The sequence below is a fragment of the Mucilaginibacter sp. genome (assembly GCF_025362475.1).
Classification (GTDB): domain Bacteria; phylum Bacteroidota; class Bacteroidia; order Sphingobacteriales; family Sphingobacteriaceae; genus Mucilaginibacter.
In genome coordinates this window covers 1-23,166 of sequence record NZ_JANYGH010000012.1, presented here as the reverse complement: position 1 = coordinate 23,166, position 23,166 = coordinate 1, and the positions used below count along the sequence as shown (strand labels likewise).

General features: G+C 40.9%; 19 protein-coding genes. 6 read left to right on the top strand and 13 right to left on the bottom strand.

What is annotated here, in order from left to right:
• Positions 1 to 211 precede the first annotated feature (211 nt).
• Positions 212 to 3,154, top strand: a complete 2,943-nt coding sequence (locus Q0R88_RS05115; RefSeq protein WP_295713176.1) for a TonB-dependent receptor — start codon at positions 212 to 214, stop codon at positions 3,152 to 3,154.
• A 523-nt stretch (positions 3,155 to 3,677) separates the two neighbouring features.
• Here Q0R88_RS05115 and Q0R88_RS05110 read toward each other — a convergent pair.
• The 7 genes from Q0R88_RS05110 to Q0R88_RS05080 form a co-directional block, all read right to left on the bottom strand.
• Entirely contained in the window at positions 3,678 to 4,388 is a 711-nt protein-coding gene (locus tag Q0R88_RS05110) for a phosphoadenylyl-sulfate reductase (RefSeq protein ID WP_295713174.1), read from the bottom strand.
• 1 nt (position 4,389) lies between these two features.
• The gene (locus tag Q0R88_RS05105) at positions 4,390 to 5,898 is read right to left on the bottom strand and encodes a TSUP family transporter (protein ID WP_295713172.1); all 1,509 of its coding nucleotides are present in this window, start codon (positions 5,896 to 5,898) and stop codon (positions 4,390 to 4,392) included.
• A complete protein-coding gene (gene cobA / locus Q0R88_RS05100; RefSeq protein ID WP_295713170.1) occupies positions 5,876 to 6,652 on the bottom strand; it encodes a uroporphyrinogen-III C-methyltransferase in 777 nt (258 codons plus the stop codon). The genes Q0R88_RS05105 and cobA overlap by 23 nt, the downstream gene beginning before the upstream one ends.
• Positions 6,652 to 8,742 (bottom strand): nitrite reductase, encoded by a 2,091-nt coding sequence (locus Q0R88_RS05095; RefSeq protein ID WP_295713168.1) that lies wholly within the window; start codon positions 8,740 to 8,742, stop codon positions 6,652 to 6,654. The genes cobA and Q0R88_RS05095 overlap by 1 nt, the downstream gene beginning before the upstream one ends.
• A gap of 233 nt (positions 8,743 to 8,975) precedes the next feature.
• Entirely contained in the window at positions 8,976 to 9,410 is a 435-nt protein-coding gene (locus tag Q0R88_RS05090) for an Rrf2 family transcriptional regulator (RefSeq protein ID WP_295713166.1), read from the bottom strand.
• 237 nt (positions 9,411 to 9,647) lie between these two features.
• Positions 9,648 to 9,926: a SelT/SelW/SelH family protein gene (locus Q0R88_RS05085; RefSeq protein WP_295713164.1), complete on the bottom strand. Its 279-nt coding sequence runs from the start codon at positions 9,924 to 9,926 to the stop codon at positions 9,648 to 9,650.
• Positions 9,923 to 10,765 carry an MOSC N-terminal beta barrel domain-containing protein gene (locus Q0R88_RS05080; protein WP_295713162.1) on the bottom strand — a complete coding sequence of 281 codons (843 nt, stop codon included), beginning with the start codon at positions 10,763 to 10,765 and terminating at the stop codon, positions 9,923 to 9,925. The genes Q0R88_RS05085 and Q0R88_RS05080 overlap by 4 nt, the downstream gene beginning before the upstream one ends.
• A gap of 220 nt (positions 10,766 to 10,985) precedes the next feature.
• On the opposite strand from Q0R88_RS05080, the gene Q0R88_RS05075 reads away from it, so the two are divergent.
• Both Q0R88_RS05075 and Q0R88_RS05070 read left to right on the top strand, forming a co-directional pair.
• On the top strand, positions 10,986 to 12,695 hold the full coding sequence (locus Q0R88_RS05075) for a GMC family oxidoreductase (RefSeq protein ID WP_295713160.1): 1,710 nt from the start codon (positions 10,986 to 10,988) through the stop codon (positions 12,693 to 12,695).
• A 91-nt stretch (positions 12,696 to 12,786) separates the two neighbouring features.
• On the top strand, positions 12,787 to 13,500 hold the full coding sequence (locus Q0R88_RS05070; RefSeq protein ID WP_295713158.1) for a ThuA domain-containing protein: 714 nt from the start codon (positions 12,787 to 12,789) through the stop codon (positions 13,498 to 13,500).
• A 73-nt stretch (positions 13,501 to 13,573) separates the two neighbouring features.
• Here Q0R88_RS05070 and Q0R88_RS05065 read toward each other — a convergent pair whose 3' ends face one another.
• The 5 genes from Q0R88_RS05065 to Q0R88_RS05045 all read right to left on the bottom strand — a co-directional run bounded on the left by Q0R88_RS05065 (position 13,574) and on the right by Q0R88_RS05045 (position 18,548).
• Positions 13,574 to 14,611 carry a DUF3667 domain-containing protein gene (locus Q0R88_RS05065; protein WP_295713156.1) on the bottom strand — a complete coding sequence of 346 codons (1,038 nt, stop codon included), beginning with the start codon at positions 14,609 to 14,611 and terminating at the stop codon, positions 13,574 to 13,576.
• Between the two features lie 57 nt (positions 14,612 to 14,668).
• Positions 14,669 to 15,928, bottom strand: coding sequence for a nucleoside permease (locus Q0R88_RS05060; RefSeq protein WP_295713154.1), 1,260 nt, complete (start codon positions 15,926 to 15,928; stop codon positions 14,669 to 14,671).
• Positions 15,929 to 16,167: 239 nt separating this feature from the next.
• Positions 16,168 to 16,770, bottom strand: a complete 603-nt coding sequence (locus Q0R88_RS05055) for a bifunctional nuclease family protein (RefSeq protein ID WP_295713152.1) — start codon at positions 16,768 to 16,770, stop codon at positions 16,168 to 16,170.
• 25 nt (positions 16,771 to 16,795) lie between these two features.
• A complete protein-coding gene (locus Q0R88_RS05050; RefSeq protein WP_295713150.1) occupies positions 16,796 to 17,773 on the bottom strand; it encodes an electron transfer flavoprotein subunit alpha/FixB family protein in 978 nt (325 codons plus the stop codon).
• A 37-nt stretch (positions 17,774 to 17,810) separates the two neighbouring features.
• Positions 17,811 to 18,548, bottom strand: coding sequence for an electron transfer flavoprotein subunit beta/FixA family protein (locus Q0R88_RS05045; RefSeq protein ID WP_295713147.1), 738 nt, complete (start codon positions 18,546 to 18,548; stop codon positions 17,811 to 17,813).
• A 45-nt stretch (positions 18,549 to 18,593) separates the two neighbouring features.
• Here Q0R88_RS05045 and Q0R88_RS05040 point away from each other — a divergent pair, with 45 nt between their 5' ends.
• Both Q0R88_RS05040 and chrA read left to right on the top strand, forming a co-directional pair.
• On the top strand, positions 18,594 to 18,935 hold the full coding sequence (locus Q0R88_RS05040) for a tetratricopeptide repeat protein (RefSeq protein ID WP_295713145.1): 342 nt from the start codon (positions 18,594 to 18,596) through the stop codon (positions 18,933 to 18,935).
• 11 nt (positions 18,936 to 18,946) lie between these two features.
• Positions 18,947 to 20,146, top strand: a complete 1,200-nt coding sequence (gene chrA / locus Q0R88_RS05035; protein ID WP_295713143.1) for a chromate efflux transporter — start codon at positions 18,947 to 18,949, stop codon at positions 20,144 to 20,146.
• A 232-nt stretch (positions 20,147 to 20,378) separates the two neighbouring features.
• On the opposite strand, the gene dnaB is transcribed toward chrA, so the two are convergent.
• Positions 20,379 to 21,944: a replicative DNA helicase gene (gene dnaB / locus Q0R88_RS05030; protein ID WP_295713142.1), complete on the bottom strand. Its 1,566-nt coding sequence runs from the start codon at positions 21,942 to 21,944 to the stop codon at positions 20,379 to 20,381.
• A gap of 293 nt (positions 21,945 to 22,237) precedes the next feature.
• Between dnaB and rlmB the strand changes: the two genes are divergently transcribed.
• Positions 22,238 to 23,008, top strand: coding sequence for a 23S rRNA (guanosine(2251)-2'-O)-methyltransferase RlmB (gene rlmB, locus Q0R88_RS05025; RefSeq protein WP_295713141.1), 771 nt, complete (start codon positions 22,238 to 22,240; stop codon positions 23,006 to 23,008).
• The last annotated feature ends 158 nt before the right edge of the window (positions 23,009 to 23,166 follow it).

Below are 23,166 nucleotides of genomic sequence, written 5' to 3'. Positions count from 1 at the left end.
GAAAAAAAGAATAAAAGTCTTGGTACAAAAGAAATAATTTATATTTTTGTCGACTAATTCCATAGACTATGTATCATATTTACTTGATTAATACCTCCAATTTGTTTAAAATGCAGCTCTCCACTATGTGTTGTTGTTGATAGTATCATCCTACATCTATTTAACATCAAATTAATCAACACATATTTTAAATTTTCGCTATTCCCTTTTCATGAAAATATTTATTAATTCATTAAAGTTCATTGTACTTTTCCTGGTTCTTGTCCCGGCCGTCGGCCACGCACAACTTAACGGCTCCTATATAATAAGTGGTATTGTAAAAGATGATCATGGCGAGCCATTAGTAGGTACAACTGTAAGCATAAAAGGAACTACTAACAAAACTTTTTCTGATAGTACCGGTAAATTTTCTTTAACTACCAGTGCTAAATTACCCTATACTTTAATTTTTACCGCAATAGGTTTTCAGCCGCAGGAGTTCTATATTAAAAATGCTAACAGTTCCGTAAATATCCAGTTGGTCAGCCAATCGTTATTGATCAACGAGGTGGTGGTTACAGCCTCCCGTAAGGAAGAAAAATTACTACGCTCGCCGGTGGCTATCGAAAAATTGAGTATTAATGCCCTGAAACAATCTCCCGGCCCAAGTTTTTATGATGCATTGGAGAACGTGAAGGGAGTACAAATGACCACCACCAGTATCACGCTGAAGGTGCCTAATACACGTGGTTTTAATAGCCCGAACAACTTTAGATTCATGCAGCTGGTTGATGGTGTTGATATGCAATCGGCAACCTTAGGCGTACCGCTTGGTAATGCCATTGGCCCAACCGAGCTGGATATCGCCAGCATTGAAATTACGCCGGGTGCCGCCGCTGCCCTTTATGGCACTAACGCTATAAATGGTTTATCCAATTTATTAACCAAAGATCCTTTCAAATACCAGGGATTAAGCGTTTATCACCGCGAGGGTTTAAATCATGTTGGCAACGATCGTTTAGGGGCAAGTGCGCTTAACGAAACAGCTATACGCTTTGCCAAAGCTTTTAACGATAAGTTTGCTTTTAAACTGAACGCCAGTTATCTGCAAGGCCAGGATTGGCAGTCAGATACCCGCAAGGATCAGAATCCAACCAATTTAAAATCGGCAAATCCGGCTTATCCTGAATTAACCGGAACAAACAATGCAGCTTACGATGGGTGGAACAAATATGGTGATGATGCGCTTGCAGGCAGTAATACTGTTGTTGTAAAAGGCATTACCGTAGATGGCGTAGCAAGACCAGGCCTTACCGTTGCCCGTACAGGATATAATGAAGTTGACCTGGTTAACCCTAAAGTATCCAACTTAAAATTGGATGGTACATTGGCTTATAAATTAACACCCAGCACCATATTGTCATACACTTATCGCTATGGCAAGATGGATGGTGTGTTTCAGCGCGGTAACAAAATTTCGTTACAGGGAGCCACCGTGCAAAACCATAAAGTTGAGTTAAAAGGAAAGGAATTTTTAGTACGTGCTTATGAATCAATTGAGAATACAGGTAATTCATTTAACGTAAAACCTTTAGCAGATAACCTCGACCTGAATCATGCAAGTAACTCCGCCTGGGGTACAACTTATGGAAATGCCCTTAAAGCTTACAATGGCGGCGTTTTAACATCAGCAAACCTTGCTGCCGCAGAACAAGCTGCACGTGCAGCTGCCGATAAAGGCAGGGTAGAGCCCGGTACACCTGAATTTGATGCTTTAAGAAAAACAATTATTGGTATTAATAATTGGGACATATATAATGCAAAGCTATTGCCAAATGCTCCACTTACCGGTGGTGCCGCATTGGTACAAAAAAGCCATATGTATAACGCAGAGGCGCAATGGGATTTAACAAGTCAGGTGAAAGTTGTTGACCTGTTGGTTGGCGGCGATGTGCGTGTATATTCAATTACCCCTGATGGTAACAACTTTGTTGACTTTAGTCGTGCAATAGCTGATAGAAACACGCCACTGGCTGATGGTAGCTTTGGTAAAGATGTGATCTACAAAAAATATGGCGCCTTTACCCAGGTAACTAAAACTTTTTTCGATGAAAAATTGAAATTATTCGGCTCGGTAAGGTGGGACTACAATCCTTATTTTAAACCTAAATTTACACCTCGTTTAGCTGCAGTTTATAGTGTGAATGAGAACCATAATTTCAGGTTTACGTTCCAGAACGGTTACCGGTTCCCATCATTGTTCGAGGCATTGTCTTATGTAAACAATGGTCGTGTTAAACGTGTGGGTAGCTTACCTTTTATTAATGAAGGATTAGGCTATTTGGGTAACAGCTATACACAATCATCTGTAGTTGCTTTTAATGCCGCTGTGAATGCTGCTGGAGGCAGCGATCAGGTTGCGTTAGCCAACAGGAACCTGTTGAAAGTAGCCGACCTGCCGCCATCAAGACCAGAGCAGATCACTTCATATGAAGTAGGCTACAAAGGTATTGTGTTAGATAATAAAGTATTTATTGATATTGATGCTTATACAAACCGTTACAATGGCTTTCTTGGACAAGTACAGGTATTTGTGCCAAATGGTACACAAGTAGGCACTGATGCAGGCGTATTATCCATGCTTGATATCAACCGCGACCCAACTACTGCTACAGCAAATAACGCTGCAAGTCAGGGCCAGAGCAGGTACCGCGTTTATACCAATGCTAAAAATATTTATAATAACTATGGCTCTTCGGCTGGCATCAGCTACAATTTCTATAAAAGATATACTGTATCTGGTAACGTGAGCTTTAATAAACTGAAAGCACAATCCAAATCTGATATATTTGTTACTGGCTTTAACACACCGGAATGGTCTGGTAACGTATCATTTGGAAACCGAGAAGTAGCGAAAAATGTAGGCTTCAACATTGTTTACAAATGGCAAAATTCATTCCTATGGGAAAGCCCGCTGGTAACCGGTAGTGTTCCTTCAATAGGTACATTTGATGCCCAGGTTACCTACCGCGTGCCGCAATACTATGCTACATTTAAAGCAGGAGCAAGCGATATATTTAACAAACGTTATTACCAGTATGCAGGTGGCCCAACTATTGGCGGCTTGTATTATATATCAGTTACTCTGGATGGATTGCTTGCAGGTAATAAATAGCAGCTTTTAATACGTTTTATATAGTTTTTTTAGAAGCGGATGAGGGAAACCTTATCCGCTTTTTATTTTACAAGACACGTCAATATGAAGATAAAAACTCCGGGACTTTGAAGGGAAATTGACGTTAAGAAAATTTGTCAATCCTGAATAATGAAATTTCGTAAAACTATGAAGGGGAAATGACCTTTTAAAAAGTTTGTCATCCTGAGGAACGAAGGATCTATTCACAGACTGTACAGGGCGAATAAGCATGGCGAATAATAGATCCTTCACTGCGTTCAGGATGACAAAAAGTTATTTTTGCAACAACGTCATAGGTAGCAATGAAGGATCTAACCCAAACTGTATAAGGCGAAAAGTATAGCGAATAAAAGATGCTTCAAATCGTTCAGGATAATAAAAAGTTTCTTCAGCAAAAAAAACAAATAAGAAGTCCCGCCTAATCCTAAAATCGAGTCATAACAAAAAGCCAACCGATCATCAGACAGGTTGGCATAAATTTATAATTAAAAAGTGTCTTTATTTACTTCGCCGTTACTTCATGCAATCCACATTCTTTTTTGGATTGATCTTCCCACCACCAGCGGCCGGCCCGGAAATCTTCGCCCTCGGCTATGGCGCGGGTACATGGCATACAGCCAATACTCGGGAAACCTTTGTCATGCAAAGAATTATAAGGAATGTTGTGTTTTTTGATGTATGCCTTCACATCATCTAAAGTCCAATGAAAAATAGGATGATACTTGGCTAATTGGTTTTGCTCATCCCATTCCACATCTTCCATATCATGGCGATTTACAGATTGATCGGCACGAATACCGGTAATCCATAGTTTATTGCCTTTTAATGCCCGTTTCAGCGGTTCTATCTTCCGGATACCACAGCATTCTTTACGATTCTCTACTGATTCGTAAAAGCTGTTTGGCCCCTTTGTGCTAACCATTTGCTCCAACAGCTCCTGGTTAGGGTAGTAGGCATGAATAGGTTGTTTATACCTGTCCATAGTACTGCTCCAAACAGAATAAGTTTCGCGGAAAAGCCTGCCGGTTTCTAAAGTAAAAACCTTGATAGGCAATTTGTTGGCGAAGATCATGTGGCTAATCGCCTGATCTTCCCAGCCAAAGCTTGTCGAAAACACAATTTCGCCAGGGAAAAGTTCAGCCAGCCTGGTAAGGGCCTCAACAGGATCTAAACCTGCTGTAGATGCTTGTATGTGTTTAACTACCTCGTTCATATTATATCACCTTTAAAATAAAGGAAACAATTGATTTAATGCTCACCAATATCACAATGATACCTACTGATACCATGATAGTTTTGGTGGATATCTTGTTAGAAATTTTTGCTGCTATAGGCGATGCGAGGGCACTGCCTAATATCAAACCGGCAACAGCCTGCCAATGATCGCTGCTTACCATGGCGATGAAGGTAATAGAACCCATCATCGCTATAAAAAACCTTGATAGTTTTACCGTACCTAATGAAAATATGGGACTGCGACCACCCGCTATCAGTGTTGATAATACGATAGATCCCCAGCCGCCGCCACCAACAGCATCAATAAAACCGCCGCCTAAACCTAAGAGCGAAATACGCTTTACTTTATCTACCGACTTTTTGCGCTTAACTTTAAACGCTTTTGATAATATTACACAACCCAATATTAAAGTATATACGGAAACCACGGGTTTGGTGTACATGCTGTAATGCTCCAGCGACGATAACAAATAAGCACCTGTAACGGCTCCAATAATGCCTGGTATCACCAGTAACTTAAATAGTTTCCAGTTGATATTACCCATGCGGTAGTGCATCCAACCGGCAATACCGCAGCTCATGATCTCTGAAAGGTGAACACCCATACTGGCCGAAGCGGGAGGGATGCCCATTGACAGGGAGAAGGTAGTAGAAGTAACACCATATGACATGCCTATGGCCCCATCAATCATGGCAAATAAAAAGCCGGCCCCTAAAAAATAGTAGAATTGCGGGTTTACACCCTCTACAAATGTTTTAAATGCAGGTTCTCTGAAATACAGGGCGGTTATAACTATGGCTATGGAAAGAATAATAGTTGACCATATCAGCCAGATAAAATTCTTAATTACCGCCGATTTGGGTTCAACCAGTACCGACGTTACGCTGTTAAGCTTTTTAACTTTGTCGGCAAAATCGCCGCTGAGCGTATTTCTTAAAGCGCTCATTTGTTGCAGGGTGGCATCCAACTCATCGGGCAGGCTCTCGTTCAGTACTTCTTTTAAACGCTTGGCTACGGTTGGCGATTTTCCGTTGGTAGATATGGCCAGTTTAAGATCACCCTTTTGCACTATCGATCCTAAATAGAAATCACAAAGTTCGGGCTTGTCGGCTACATTGATGAGCAATTTGCGGTCATGAGCCGATTGGCGGATGTAATTATTCAGGTCGCTATCATTAGTAGCAGCGATAACTACCTCCGCGGTATTCAGATCGTCATCAGTAAATGATTTCTGGATAATGTTTAAGCCTTCATAAATTGATGCAAGGCTATGTATCTCTGGCAAAAACTCCCTGGAGATTATGGTTACCTTGGCGTAATTACTATTGTTTAAAATAGCAGTTAGCTTTTCAAGGCCCACGTTGCCTCCGCCTACCAATACTGTATGCAGGTTATTCAGCTTCAAAAATACGGGGAACAATTGGTTGCCGCCGATATCTTCGTGCTCAATCTTGGTTAAACTTTTATCCTTGGGCAACAACGTCATAAATCTCTTTGATCAACTGAAATTTTGGGTGCAACGAAACTACCTCGCCCAACACAATTATGGCCGGCGAACCAATCTTATTTTCCTTAACAGCATCAACAATGGTATCCACTGTAGCTATAGCAACTTTTTCATCAACTGTGGTGCCGCTTTGTATAACTGCCACAGGTAATTTGCTTTTACCTTCATTCTTAAATATCTCGGCAATTTCGGCCAATTTGTTAATTCCCATCAGTACAACAACAGTTGCTTTGTTGCGGGCCGCATCATACATATCAGGTGATATTTTACCATTTGATATGGTGCCAGTAACTACCCAGAAACTTTCGCTTAAACCGCGGTGTGTAACAGGGATATTCTGTAATTCAGCAACCGCTATAGAGCTTGATATGCCCGGAATAACAGATGCCGGAATATTAAACGATGCAGCGAAATCCAGTTCCTCAAAACCACGACCAAATACAAATGGATCGCCGCCTTTAAGCCTTACAACATGACCGTAATTAATGGCATAATCAACCATCAGTTTATTTACAACTTCCTGTGAGTAAGTGTGATCGCCGGAACGTTTACCAACATATACCCGTGTAGCTGTCTCTGGGGCGTAGTCAAGTAACTCTTCATTCACTAATGCGTCATACAAAACAACATCGGCCGTTTTTAACGCCTTTATAGCTTTAACTGTAATCAGATCGGCATCACCAGGACCCGCACCCACTAAAGTTATTTTGGGTTCTTTTATTTTACCAGTCATTATTGTACCAATGCCTCTCTTTGAGCTTTACTTTTTCCTAAAAATTCAGTAGCCTGTGCTAAATATGCAGCTGCGAATTCGGCCGATGGTTCATTCTGGTTAATCTGCAATACCACATCATTAAAACTTCCCTGCATAGCAAACTCGCCCGTTGCAACATACTGTGCATCAAACTCTCTGATAATGCCAATCTGTGTGCTGCTGTTTATGCCTTTATCAAGCAACAACGCTTTTGCCGAACTGATGAATACATTGTAAGAATGATAAATAGCATCAGACCATGCGCCTTCTTTAAATGAGCCATTAGCCCAACCCATTTTTTCTTCAGATTCAAACAAAAGGGTAGCAACTAAATCTATCACCACACCGGCACACTCACCAACACCAATTGCGCTAACATACGTTTCCTGGTGTCCCCAATCCACAAATTCATCATCGGTAAGGGTGGTTAAATCGGCGAGAGGTTTTAACATCCGGTAAAAATAATCTTTACCCTGCCTGTCATAATAGGCATGGAAAGTTTCACCTTCGGGAGAAAACTCTTTATAATCATTCAGCACCATTCTTAAAACATCTGTAGCTCTTTTTGATGGCACCTTGATTACCCTTTCGGCAGCCCGGCCAACGCCATCGCCAACAGTACCACCACCTAACATCACCTGTACAGAAGGTAATACCCTTGTGCCGGCCTTAAGTGAACTACCATGGAAACCAATATGTGCCAAACCATGCTGTCCGCATGAATTCATACATCCGCTTATTTTTATCTTAATGTCGCGGTTATAAATAAAGTCTTCATATTCATTATAGATCAGGTCTTCCAGCACGCGGGCCATGGTCATACTATTGCTGATACCAAGGTTACATGTATCTGTACCGGGGCAGGTAGTTACATCGGCCACGGTATCAAAACCAGGTGTGGCAAGATTCAGCTTGGCCAAACCTTCATATAAAACAGGCAGTGCCTCTTTACGTACAAATTTTAATAACAAGCCCTGGTTTTGGGTGATGCGAATTTCGTTGGCCACCAATGGTTCCAAAACTTTAACCAACTCACGGGCGGTATCTGAAGAGATATCGCCAACAGGAACTTTAATATATACACCGTAAAAACCTTGTTGCTTTTGTTCAAACACGTTTGTAGCTAACCATTGCTCGTAACGGAATGGATTGCTTACCTCAACCTGCTCATAGTTTGTTTCTGCAGGAAGGAGGGGTAAAGCAACAGCATCACGGTTAATAGGGTAGCTTTTTACTTTAATGGCAGTTCTTTCAATTTTAGCCAGGCGTAAAACCTCATCCAATCCTAATTTTTGAATAAGATATTTCATGCGGGCTTTATTCCGGTTATTACGTTCGCCATAGCGATCAAATACACGGATGATGGCTTCTATATAAGGGATCAGCTGATCCTCGGGTAAAAACTCCTCAACTATACTGGCCAATATGGGCTGTGCTCCTAAGCCACCACCCAATAATATTTTGAACCCGCGCTCGCCATTGGCGTTTACTTTAGGTATTGCGCCAATATCGTGAACATATGAAAATGCAGTATCCGCATCACTTGAAGAAAAAGAGATCTTGAACTTACGACCCATCTCCTGGCAAATTGGATTTCGCAAAAAATAATCAAAAGTAGCGTGAGCGTAAGGCGAAACATCAAACGGTTCCAGCGGATCAATACCCGCAGTAGGAGAGGCGGTCACGTTTCTTACCGTATTTCCGCATGCTTCGCGCAGGGTAATATCATCCTGCTCCAGCCTGGCCCAAAGTTCCGGAGTACGATCAAGACTTACGTAATGAATCTGAATATCCTGGCGGGTGGTAAGGTGCAGGTTACGGCTTCCGTATTCGTCAGATATATCGGCAATCTTTAGTAACTGCTTAAACGTTACTTTACCAAATGGCAGTTTTATACGTACCATCTGTACACCTGGCTGACGTTGGCCATAAACGCCACGTGCTAAACGGAGGCTCCTGAATTTTTCGTCATGAATTTTACCTTCCCGAAAAGCCCTTATCTTTTTTTCCAGATCTATAATGTCCTGTTCAACTATCGGGTTCTCCAGTTCTGTTCTGAAGCTCTGCATATCTTAATTATTTTAATCAATTATATAAAAAAGCCTCTTTGGCTTTGGCTAAAGAGGCATGTGTGGTTAATACAAATTATAGCCGTGCCTTGCCAACTGCCAAATAGCAACGCATGGGCATTTTATAACTTGTATGAATTGGGCACATGTTATTCATTTACCAAATATATACATAGTATAGGGAAATGGTAGAATTTAATTGAAAAAAGAATCGATTTGACAGTTTTATGAGATTAAACGTTGATGAGCGTTTGCTCGCGCGATATGATATCAGCTATGCTGGTTTCGCTTAATATCTTCAGGGTTGCGTCTCTTACATCAACAAAAACATCCCTGATACCACAGGTTGTTTCCTGGTGGCATTCATCACATTTATGGTAAAAATTTAAGCTGGCGCAAGGCACCATAGCAATGGGCCCGTCGGTTATACGCATAATACTTACCAAAAATATTTCTTTAGGGTCGCGATTAAGACTGTAGCCACCACCAGCACCTTTTTTACTATACAGGAAACCCGCGTTGCGAAGATCGAGTAGTATTTGCTCAAGGAACTTTTTAGGGATACGTTCAGCCTCGGCGATTCGTGAAATTTGCATTGGTGGCTGATCCATGTTTTTGCCCAGGATTACCAATGCTTTAATAGCGTACTTAGTTTTTTTGGAAAGCATTTTCTAAAATAAAACTTACAAAGTTAAACAATATTAAATAAAAATATCGAGTAATACTATAGAGTACCACTATACTATATTATTTACCTTTTTAATGATTTAAAATTAACAAATTTTGAAAGCCAATAGCATCATTGTTCTTTCGCATTAAAAACGGAGGCGCTTAAGTTTAGTTTGTTTTAAAATTATAGTAAAATGAATTTTTCTAATGAAAATGGCCGGCAGGTTAACATAACACTACTTTTTATCTGAATGGCCGAGGCTTTTTTCCGGATTAACCTTATCTCTCACCAATTGTTTTAATTCCTTTATTTCCGGGAAACGGCCTTCTCTTTTCCTGTCAAACAAAACAACATCGTCTATACTAATGGTATATCTGCCGCTTACTTCGCTGGGTACAAGCGTAATACCATAAACATCATCAGTAAAAGTAGTGAGTAGTTCCTGAGCCATATAGGCAGCTCGCATCATCCAGTTACATTTTGGGCAATATTCAATTATGATGGTTGGTTTCATTTTAGTGATGATTTATTCTCAACTATAAACCGCTCCTCATTGTGCGTACTTACAACAGTGATGGCGTCACCTACAGTTACCGTGCCCGTACCTTTATGGATCAAATTTTGGCCGAAAAGTATTTTATTATTCTTAAACCTATATTTGGCCAATGTTTTTAACGGCTCTTTAGCTTTTATACCGGTTTGCTGGTCTATGGTGGTCATGATGCAGCGGGCACACAATTTGGCGCCATAAAAACTAATACCGGCAATGTCCATTTGGTTCATTTGATCTTCTTCAAAAGCCTCTCCGCCAATAAAAACGATGTTTGGACGAAACCTGTTCATAGGCAAAGCCTCATGAAGGCGTGAATTCAGTTCGTCCAACGAAGCCTGACCTATGAGCAAAAAAGGGTAGGCATCAGCAAAAGAAGTAATCATGCCTGGCAGGGCATAGCGCTGGTCAACCTCGCGTTCTGCATCATCGGGCATAAAAACCAGCCTGCATTTTAACCCTAAAACCCTGGTAAACCATTCATCAAACTCAAGCCCAACATATACCCCTGTGCAGGTATCATCCCAGATGACAACATTGTGTTTAGTTTGCTCCTGGTATTGAAAAGGTATTTTAACAGATCCATTTAAATGGTGACTAACCAATAAACCATCGTCCTCTATCTGCACCTTTATCAATGCCATCTGTGTATGCTCACGTTGCGTAATAAAGCGGTTTTGTTCATCAACCAGCATCCAGCGCCTGTCATACTTAAAGCCGCGCGAGGTAACCTCGGCGCTATTAACCGGAATACCGCCTAAGGATTTAATTGGGTAGATGAATAGTTGACTTACTTTGAGCATGGTGGCAAAATGGTGATCAAAGCAAAAGTAAGAAAAATGGAAACAGATTGCTTGCAGGCATTGTAAAAGTAATAATCAACCCATAATTGTTTAAACTCTGCGCAACAATCGATTGTAGTTTTATTTTCAAATGATTGCTTTAGTTAATTTTAATTGATAATATTGTTTTATCCAATTGCAAAACCATTTCTTAATTTACTTATAACCAATTAGTGAAATTATGCCATTAAACAATGTAAGCGGCAAAGCTAAAGCCGATAATACCTATGATGCTATTGTTATCGGCTCTGGAATCAGCGGTGGCTGGGCGGCTAAGGAATTAACCGGAAGAGGGCTAAAAACCATAATGCTTGAGCGCGGAAGAAATTTTGAACACATTAAAGATTATAAAACCGCTGCAAAAGATCCCTGGGATTTTGAACACCGTGGAACTGTAACACAGGAGCAGCGTAAAGCAAGGCCTGTAATTTCACGTAACTGGGGCGCGCAGGAAGCTATAATGGATTATTGGGTAAATGAGCAGGAGGCACCATATCACGAGGTTAAACCTTTTAACTGGTGGCGATCATACCAGATGGGCGGTCGCTCTATTTTATGGGGTAGGCAAAGCTACCGCTGGAGTGATTTTGACTTTGAAGCAAATGCAAAGGATGGCTGGGCAATAGACTGGCCTATCAGATACAAAGATCTGGCACCATGGTATGATCATGTGGAGAAATTTGCTGGTATCAGCGGATCATTGGAGGGCATACCACAATTACCCGATGGACACTACTTACCGCCCATGGACCTGAACTGGGTAGAAAAAGATGTTGCCGAGCGCATTAAAAAGAACTATGGGGGTAAAAGGCATATGATTATTGGCAGGGTGGCCAACCTTACGGCAGCTATACCAGGCCGTACCAAATGCGAATTTAGGAACAGGTGCTGGGAGGGATGCCCGTTTGGGGGCTATTTCAGTACTCAATCATCAACCTTACCGGCTGCTTTGGCTACGGGAAATTTAACAGTGAGGCCTTATTCAATAGTTACTAAAATTATTTATGATAAGGATACCCAAAAGGCTACGGGTGTAGAGGTGCTTGATGCCGAGACCAATCAAACATATGAGTTTCATGCTAAAATTGTATTCGTCAATGCTTCGGCGTTAAACAGCGCATGGGTGCTCATGAACTCTGCTACCGATATTTGGCCGGATGGTTTAGGTAGCAGCAGTGGCGAATTAGGGCATAATATTATGGATCACCACTACAACCTGGGTGCTTCCGGCTCGGTAGAGGGTTTCGAAGACAAATATTACTACGGCAGGCGGGCCAATGGTATTTATGTGGTACGTTTTGCCAACTTATTTGGCGATAAGCGCGATTACCTTCGTGGCTTTGGTTACCAGGGTGCAGCGAGCAGAACAGGCTGGAGCCGTGAAATTGCTGAGATGAATATTGGCGCGCAATATAAAGATGCTATAACAGAACCGGGTGACTGGCAAATAGGCATCGGTGGCTTTGGCGAACTACTGCCTTACCACGATAACAAGATCACGTTGGATAAAACCCGTAAAGACAAATGGGGCTTGCCTATTTTAGCTATGGATGCGGTGATAAGGGAGAATGAGATGAAGATGCGCATCGACATTGTTAAAGAAGCCAAAGCAATGCTTGAAAGTGCCGGGGTTAAAAACGTTCAAACACATGACAGGGGACATAACATAGGCGATGGCATTCATGAAATGGGTACAGCGCGCATGGGCCGCGACCCTAAAACTTCGGTTTTAAACGAACATAACCAGGTTTGGGATGCTAAAAATGTTTTTGTTACCGATGGTGCAGCGATGACTTCCTCTGCATGTCAAAATCCATCTTTAACCTATATGGCATTAACCGCGCGTGCAGCAAACTTTGCAGCTGATGAATTAAAGAAGGGGAATTTGTAGTTGATTCATTAGATGAGTGGAAAATAAAAAACTCTAAGTAATAACAACTTATTTGGGCGATCAACATGTTAAAAATAACCTAACTATAAATATGAAAAAACTAACTATTGTTTGCCTCCTAATAGGCGCTTCTATTATTAATGTAGCTGCTAAAACCAAGGTATTAATCTTCTGCAAAACTGCCGGCTTTCACCATAATTCAATAGCAGTAGGGGTACCTGCCATTATGAAATTAGGGGCCGAGAATGGTTTTGACGTGGATAGCACTACTAATGCAGAAAAGTTCACAACCGAAAATTTAAAACAGTATGCAGCTGTAATATTTTTAAGCACTACGGGCGATGTATTAAATGATACGCAACAAGTTGCGTTTGAGCAATATATTAAAGCAGGTGGAGGTTTTGTAGGTGTACATGCTGCAACTGATACCGAATATGATTGGCCCTGGTATGGAAAATTGGTTGGCGCTTATTTTAAAAGTCACCCCAAACAGCAGGAAGCCGTTTTGCATGTAGTTGATCATAATTTTATTGCTACCAAACATTTACCGCAGGATTGGAAACGCTGGGATGAGTGGTACAACTACAAATGGATAGGTGATGACCTGCATGTACTGATCAAAATTGATGAAAAAAGCTATACAGGTGGTGAGAATGGCGACAATCACCCCATGAGCTGGTACCATAGTTTTGATGGCGGCAGGGCTTTTTATACAGAGTTAGGCCATACAGATGAATCATACGCTGATCCGTTATACCTGAAACATTTATTGGGCGGCATTCAATATGCGATAGGGAAGAAATAGGTCCCTGAATCAACATTTTTGCATGTTCAGAATTTAATAACTTGTTAATTATTAAATTCTGAACATGCTGATGTTATAATGATGTTAGCGCAGTAACCCCTGCCAATAAGGTAAGGCAAATAGCAAAAACCACAAAATAACTAAACGAGATCCCTATCATTTTTGTCACTGTTCTTAAAGGACTCCGGCCATAAACAACCCTTAGTGATCGATACATGTACCATAGTATCGTTAATAGGGCAGCTATATCCATTATCACGATAACATTAATAAAGCGGTGCGGAATAAGCAATTGAATCACCATTAATATGGTAATAAAAAGAAACAGGAAGCAATGAAAGTGAAATGAATATATCAGGTATTCTACGTAAAATTTTTTATTTTTAATAAAGGCGATCTTTAATATCAGTGCAAATAAAGGCAAAAATAAAAACATCATCTTGGGTAAATTATGTTTCATTCCTTCGTTTATTATTTCATTAGCCGATTTGCCATCGTGCGCCCATTGAAATTGTTTCTTCTCTAAATATTGTTCTATAAAATTATCCCGCTTATTAGCCGGCAGCTTTTGCTGAACCGCAAGATACTGCTGATAAGTTTTAATGGTGTCTTTTTTATGGCCGACAGCATTAGCATTTTTAATACTGTCCGCTTTAAAGTCAACTTTGTTATTGATAACTTTCTTTTGGGCAGGGCTAAGTATCACGCTATTGTTGATGCCATTTTTGAGGGTAGTTTTTAGGCTATCGGTCGACTGCTCTGTATTAGCTTCACTATCAGTTATTTTAACAATCTCCGGCGTGTTGCTTTTAAATAGCAGTACAAAATATACCAGGCTTATAAAAATGTACATTTTTACGGGGTGCAGGTATTGTACCCTATGCCCGGCCATATACTCGGTGGTAAGTTTACCCGGGTTAAAAAGCAGTGGTTTTAACGTATGAAAAAACTGATGATCAAAGTGAAAATAATCGCTTATAGCGTGGGTCATCATGTGCCCAAAACTCTCTTTTATCTGTAGGTTTTCCTGTCCGCAATTATAGCAGAACTTACCCTCTAAGGTTGTTCCGCAGTTTAGGCAATCATTTTCCTCGCGGTAATGTTTTTTCATTCGTAAATGGGTAATGCTATGCGTTAGTGAATAAGATTGACTTATTGGCCAATTGATTTAAGCATGTTGTATCGCACGCTCCAATGCTATATTATGTTTATACCTGAAAACGAAAGGGAATATAATCGCGATCACCAAGGCATAAGCAGCAAAAGTTAGCCAGATGCCATGCCAGTCTTTACTTCCATCGGCATGAATAAAAAACTTATCAATAATAAAGCCGCTGGCAATACTTCCAAAAAAAGCACCGAAACCGTTTACCATCATCATAAACAAGCCCTGCGCACTGCCGCGTATTTCGGGAGTGGTTTGTGTTTCTACAAATAACGATCCTGAAATATTAAAGAAATCAAAGGCCATACCGTAAACAATGCAGGATAGGATGATCATCCATAAACCGCTGGCCGGATTGCCAAACGCAAATAAACCAAAACGTAAAACCCAGGCCAGCATACTGAACAGCATTACATTTTTGATACCAAACTTGCGTAAAAAGAAAGGTATAGCTAAAATGAAAAGCGTTTCGGATACCTGCGAAATGGAAATGATCGCGCTGGAATGTTCTACGGCAAATAAACCTTTATAGGCAGGTGTTTTTGCAAAGTCTAAAATATATGTAGTGCCGTAAGCGTTGGTCAGCTGCAAGGCCGCACCTAAAAGTAACGAGAACCCAAAAAAGATGGCAAACTTTGGTGTTTTGAATAATTCGAACGCATTTAAACCAAGCGCATCCCTCAATGTTTTCTTACCTGCTTTACCTAATAGTGGAGGGCATTTAGGCAGCGAGAACGAAAATATACCTAATGCCAATGCCACGCCGGATGCAATGTAAAATTGATTGGCACTGGTCTCGCTTTTGGTAACATCTACCACCAACAACGCTGCAATAAATCCAACTGTTCCCCATACGCGAATAGGAGGGTAAACTTTAACCACATCTTTACCTTCGCCTTTTAAAGCCGAATAAGCAACCGTTATAGATAAAGATAAGGTTGGCATATAGAATATCATATTGAGCAATATAACCCAAAAAAATACCGTGGGGCTTGTTACCATTGGCACACAAAACAGAACTATAGCCCCTAAAATATGTAACGTACCATACAGCTTTTCGGCATTGATCCATTTATCTGATATGATACCCGCAAGTGCAGGCATAAATATGGATGAAATGCCCATGGTTGAAAAAATTGCCCCGAACTGCGCACCAGACCATCCTTTGTTTTGAAACCAATAAGCGCCTACAGTAAGCAACCATGCCCCCCACACAAAAAATTGCATAAAATTCATCAGTATTAAGCGGAACTTAATATTCATACAGTACAGGGTTTAAATAATTTTTTCTGTGTTAAATTAAAAGCGAAAAGTAGTGAAATAAATGTAAATCAGAAAGCTAAGGGGGACAGTATTTAGCGAATTGAGCCTAAATGTTACGCCTTGCTGATGAGTTTACAATTGAGGTGTTTTATTATTAGATTTTCAATATATACGATTTGAGAATTTCGACTTCGGAACATGTATTTGATAATCCCCCGCCAAAATTCTCAAAGCCGAAATCAGGATGCTTTACGCTTATTTAGCTCGTCGCGGATTTTAGCTGCTTTTTCGTACGACTCTTCTGCAAGAGCCTCCTGTAGTTTTGTTTTTAGTTCATCAATGCTTAGGGATGCAAAGCCGCTGCCTACAGATGTACCCGCTGATTTATCGTCCTGGCTCTCATTGATATTTTCAAGGTAAACGAAATCGTTGCCCTCAATCACAATACCTGCTGTTGATAGTATAAATTCATAAGTAAAAATTGGGCAATCAAACCTTACAGCTACTGCTATGGCATCTGATGTACGGGCATCAATCTCAACCGAACGTTTACCATCACTACAGATGAGCTTGGAATAAAAGATACCGTCAACCAGGTTATAAATAATAATTTCCTGCACCTCTATCTGGTAGGCTTGCGCAAAACTTTTAAAAAGGTCGTGCGTTAGTGGGCGGCTCGGGGTCATTTTTTCTATTTCTATAGCAATAGCCTGAGCCTCAAAACTGCCAATAATAATAGGTAGTCTGCGCCTGCCACTCACCTCACCTAAAACTAAAGCATAAGCGCCGGATTGAGTTTGGCTGTATGATAATCCTACTATATCCAGCTTAATTTTTTTCATGTTGTTACCCATCGCACCTGTTATTTTATGCTGAAGCCTTATATTCTTTAACCGCCGCTATTAATTGGGGCACTACTTCAAATGCATCACCAACTATACCGTAATCTGCCACCTTAAAAAAGGGAGCTTCGGGATCCTTATTGATAACCACTATAACCTTTGAAGAACTGATGCCTGCCAGGTGCTGAATAGCCCCTGAAATTCCTATCGCAATATACAAATTTGGACTGACAGCTATGCCTGTTTGTCCAACATGTTCACTATGGGGTCTCCAGCCAGCGTCTGATACCGGTTTTGAGCATGCTGTAGCGGCTCCTAACAGGTTGGCCAGCTCTTCAATCATGCCCCAGTTTTCGGGCCCTTTAAGCCCACGGCCTGCCGAAACAACTATCTCAGCATCAGGCAGTGAAACCTTATCAATTGAACGTACGATCTCTTTGATCAACGCTTTAAAATCAGATTCTTTTGTTTCAACACTAAAGTCTTCCACCTGCGCAGATCCACCTGTTTCAACAACTTTATAGGAATTAGGTACCAACGCAATAACCTTATTTGCAGAGGTTAATTCAACTATGGCAAATGCTTTGCCCGAAAAAGCAGTCTTTTTTACGGTAAATTTACCGTTTTTTTGCTCGGGTAAGGCTACGGCGCCATCGGCAAGTCCTGCCTCCAGCTTTACACCTAAACGAGGAGCCAAACCACGGCCGGAGAAGGTGTTAGATAACACCACTATATCAGCATTCTGCTGTTTGGCAGCATCGGCTATCACAGAGGCGTAGGCCTGGTTTACAAAATTCTTAAGTTTTTCACCAGTAACATTTAATACTTTTTCGGCACCGTATTTACCTAATAAAGCTAATTCACCTGTGCTTACATCTCCAATGGAAATTGCCACAAGGCTGGTATTATTTTGATCGGCAATTGCACGGGCGTAACTCACTGCTTCAAAAATTGATTTTTTGAACTTTCCGCCGGCGTTTTCCGCATATATTAAAACTGACATATGATCATGTGTTTTGTAAAGGTCGATTTGGGTAAAATTAAATAACGCGCGCTTCGGTATGTAATAGTTCAACAAGTTTGGCTGTGTCATCGGCAGCAACCAGTTTTACCTGCCCACGAATAGACAGTGTTTCATAACTAACGATCTCTGAAAATGTTTTTACCTCTAAAGGCTCAACAACGATTAATGGTTTGGTACGCGCCGACATAATACCACGCATATTAGGGATCTTAGGTTCTGCCACACCTTCAGCCGCGCCCGCTACAAAGGGGAAAGGAATAGTAAGGATCTCTTTACCGCCCTCAATCTCACGTTCAACAGTAGCGCTGCTTTCGCTTACATCCAGCTTTTTAATAATAGATACTGATGGCAGATCTAATAACTCGCCCAACATACCTGCAACCTTTGATCCGTTATAGTCTATTGATTCACGACCGGTCAGGATTAAATCAAAAGGATTAGCTTTTACATATTGAGCTATTTGATAAGCTACATACCAGGCATCGTGAGGTTTGGCATTTATACGTACAGCATCGGTAGCCCCAATTGCCAAAGCCTTGCGGATAGTGGCCTCTGTGCTCACTTCACCAACATTAATAACAGTTACTGTAACTTTACCGCCATCGGTTAACTCAATAGCGCGCGAAAGTGCTATCTCATCGTAAGGATTTAATATAAATTGAACACCATTTGTATTAAATTGGGTGTTGTTATCAGTAAAGGTTATTTTTGTGGTGGTATCAGGAACATTACTTACACATACCAGGATTTTCATATCAATAGGTTTTTGCAAATTTAGTTAAAAAAGATAGAGTTTAAAATGGAGTTGAGCAGATTGGATAAGCTACTGGAATTTATAAAGAATGAACCCAACGACGAGTTTTTAAAATACGCACTTGCTACCGAATATCTGCGTCTTAATCAGGTAGATAAGGCATTGAGTTATTACGAAGACCTTATTAATAATCACCCCGGGTATGTGGGTACTTACTACCATTTAGGGAAGCTTTACGAAGCACTTAATCGTAAACAGGATGCCATTACAACCTATGAAAACGGCATGAAAGTAACCAAAGCGAAGCGTGATAATCATGCTTTTTCGGAATTGCAGGCTGTTTACAGATCAGCTATGGGCATTGAAGAAGATGACGACGACTATTAAGCTTTTTGATTTTGAAAAAACGTCATTTGCTATTCCTCAGGGATGTTTTAATATACACTTTTACCGCTTTTGGAGGGCCGCAGGCTCATATTGCGGTATTGCTGCGTGAGTTTGTTCATAAGCGGCGCTATATTACCGAAGAAGAATTAATGGAGCTGAATGCCCTCTCGCAGGTATTGCCGGGGCCTTCATCAACGCAAACACTGGTTGGCATTGCCTGGAAGGTAGGAGGGCTGCAGTTGGCGTTAATTACTTTCCTGATATGGATTTTGCCATCGGCCGCTATTATGGCAATGGCAGCCATAAGTTATAAAATGTTTGCCAATCAGGGTAAGTTTAATCATGTGATAAGCTTGGTACAACCCATGGCTGTGGGTATTGTTGCTTACGCTACTTATAGTTTTGCTCACAAGTTTTTAAAAACAAGGGTTAGCATGATGTTGGCTATAGGGTCACTCATTGCGACACTTATTTTGCAAAACGCATATGCATTCCCTTTATTGATTTTACTGGGAGGAATTATATCATCGGCTATGGAGACTCAGCCACAGGAAAATGAACTGAGGGTAAAATTATATTCAAATGTAAACCCAAACAAAGTGGCATACTTTATAGGGATCCTACTTTTTTTTGCTGCTTTGGGCGCCATAATTAATCAAACATCTCCTTTCAGTTTGCCTATTCGTTTGTTTGAGAATTTTTACCGTAACGGGATATTAATATTTGGTGGTGGGCAGGTAATGGTGCCACTGATGTATACTGAATTTGTGGAGGTGAAGCATTACCTCAGCAGTTCGGAGTTTCTTTCAGGTTATGCTTTGCAGCAGGCTTTGCCTGGGCCCACATTTTCATTCACTTCCTTTTTGGGTGGTATCACTTTAGGTAACAAAGGCTATGGTATTGGTGGTCAAATCATTGGTAGTATTGTAGCCGTTATAGGTGTTAATACTCCAGGCCTGATCCTTATTTTGTTTATTGTGCCATTTTGGGAAGACTTAAAGAAGATAACCCGTATCAAAAACTCTTTAAATGGTATCAATGCTGTTGCAGTAGGTTTTATGGCTACAGCGTTAATATTATTAGTACGCCCGTTTGGCGGTAACTGGCTGGCCTATGTCTTAATGCTTGTTACATTTTTGTTGCTTCATTTTACCAGGATAAAAACACCAGTGATAATCTTAATTGGTGTAGTGTTGGGATTTATTATTTGATTTATTTTATTTCAGGTTATAAATACCTTCCGGGAGTTAAGTTTGGTGTACCTGCAAGGAAGTACAATGTTAAGAGTGTAGCAGGAGTGTTAACCACAATCTAATAGCCCGAATGCGGAGTTACAACAATTATATATAACAACAAACCCCGGTTTCTTTTCGAAATCGGGGTTTGTTGTTATATCGCAATGGTGTGCCAACATCGGCACATCAGAAATCTATGATTTACATATTAAAATGGCGGCTCGTCATCAATATCGTCCATTCTTGAAGGACGGATAATGAAGTTGCTTTGTTTTTCAAAATCCTGTGACGGCGCCAGGCCGGCGAAAGCACTTCCGGCAGCAGGAGGGAAGCCATCCATGCCTTCTTCAAGGTTGGCGAACTTCACATATTTACCAACGAATTTAAGCCTCACTGTACCAGTTTCACCGTTACGATGCTTGGCTATAATCACCTCACCAACGCCTTGGGTAGGGTTACCGTCTTCATCTTCGGTTAAACCGTAATATTCAGGGCGGTAAAGGAATAATACCATATCCGCATCTTGCTCGATCGATCCAGATTCACGCAAATCCGACAGCATCGGCCTTTTGGAGTTACCCGGCCTTTGCTCCACCGCACGACTTAACTGCGACAGCGCAATCACTGGCACATTCAATTCTTTTGCAACCGATTTTAAGGCACGTGAAATACTACCAATTTCCTGTTCACGGTTACCGCCGCCTTTACCATCTGCAGCCTTACCATGCATCAACTGCAAGTAATCGATGATGATTAGCTGTATATCGTGCTGTGCTTTTAAACGGCGGCATTTAGCCCTAAATTCAAATATGTTAAGGGCCGGAGTATCGTCAATAATGAAGACAGATTTTTCAAGCCGGCCAATTTTGGAGTGGATCTGTTGCCATTCCCATTCCTCCAGCGTTCCCTTACGGATCTTTTCCTGCTCAATTTCGGCCTCGCCGGCAATCAGACGATTCACCAACTGTACCGACGACATCTCCAGCGAAAATACTACGGTAGGCTTATCAAAATCAACCGCGGCGTTACGTGCACAACTTAATACGAAAGCCGTTTTACCCATCGCGGGACGGGCAGCTATAATCACCAAATCGGATTTTTGCCAACCAGAGGTCATACGATCTAAACCGGTAAAACCTGATGGCACACCTGTTAATCCGTCTTTTTTATCTTTTAAAGATTCAATATCTTTCAACGCTTCCTGTACCAGGTCGTCCATTTTGCGGGCGTCACGGCGTAAGTTGCTTTGAGCTATTTCAAAAAGGTTTTTTTCTGCTTTGTCTAACAGGTCCAGTACATCACTGGTATCTTCATAAGCGCTATTGATTGTTTCGGTCGAGATCCTGATCAGTTCGCGCTGAATATATTTTTGGATGATGATACGGGAGTGAAACTCAATATTGGCTGCCGATGCAACACGGCTTGTAAGCTCAGTTATATAATAAGCCCCGCCAATCATCTCCAGTTCGCCAAGTTTCCGTAACTCTGCGGTTACGGTAAGGATATCGACCGGTTGAGACTTTTCAAAAAGTACTTTTATGGCCGTAAATATTTTTTGATGGTTGTCGCGGTAAAAAACTTCGGGCTTTAAAACGTCAATCACTGATGAAAGGGCATCTTTTTCCAGCATCAATGCCCCTAATACTGCCTCCTCAAGATCCGTTGCCTGCGGTGGAAGTTTACCCATTCCACTATATGGAGTTGGGTTAGTTATCCGGCTACGTCGTTCGTTTGTATTAGGCTTGTTATACTGATTCTCGTTCTCAAAACTCATAAGGCAACAAAAATATACAAAAAAAATTCAGACGGGAAACTATTCAACTAACATAGTGTATCGAAGTTTTAAATCAATCATTCTCAGCTTGATAATTTAAGGCGGGAAATTGACACCGAATTGTTAGTAAAGTGTTGATAAGAACTAACATCATTTGGTTATCAATGCGTTAAAGCCATGTTGATAACGTTTCAATTTGTTAACTATTACAATTGAACCAAAATGGGAATTGAGTTCAATAACGGCAAAATCAATTAATATAGCTACTTTTGCAAAATAATTCAACAGTAAAAATGACATTTAATTCAAGACCTCAAAGAGAGAGTAACCAAATGGTTTTTGGTATCAGGGCCATTATGGAAGCCATTACTTCCGGAAAAGAAATTGAGGCTTTATATATACAACGTGGTGTGGCAGGTGGTTTATCGTTTGAACTAAAGGCTTTGTTAACCGAATATAATATAACTGCCCAACAAGTACCCGTTGAAAAACTTAATCGCTTAACCGCTAAAAATCACCAGGGCGCAGTTGCTTTTATTTCGCCTATTATTTATCAAAAGATAGAGAATATTATCCCTGAGGTATTTGAAAAGGGTGAGGTACCATTGATATTAGTTTTGGATTCTATAACCGATGTGCGTAATATGGGAGCCATAGCCCGTACAGCGGAATGTGCCGGTGTACACGCTATTGTGATACCGGCAAAAGGATCTGCACAAATAAATCCAGACGCCATAAAGACATCAGCAGGTGCATTGTATAAGATACCCGTTTGCCGCCATGATAATTTCATGCAAACTGTTAAATTTCTACAGGAATCGGGGTTGCAGCTGGTTTGCTGTACCGAAAAAACAAAGGACGATATTTATGTACCGGACTATACCGCTCCCACAGCTATCATTATGGGCTCTGAAGAGGATGGAATCCGTAACGAGATTATCCGAATTTCAGATCACCTTGCTAAAATCCCGATGTTTGGCGAGATTGAATCACTTAACGTATCTGTATCAACAGGTGTGATTTTGTATGAGGCGATAAGACAACGTAATGCGGTGAATGGTTGATTGGGTTTGATTAGGTGAGTAGTTTCTTTCCGAAAATAACTACTCACCTAATCAACCACTCACCAATTAGATGTATTTTGCTCCAAACTTACTCTTCACATCGGCTACAACCTGTTTAACGCTTTGCTCCTGATCTCTTGGGCAAATAAGCAGGGTGT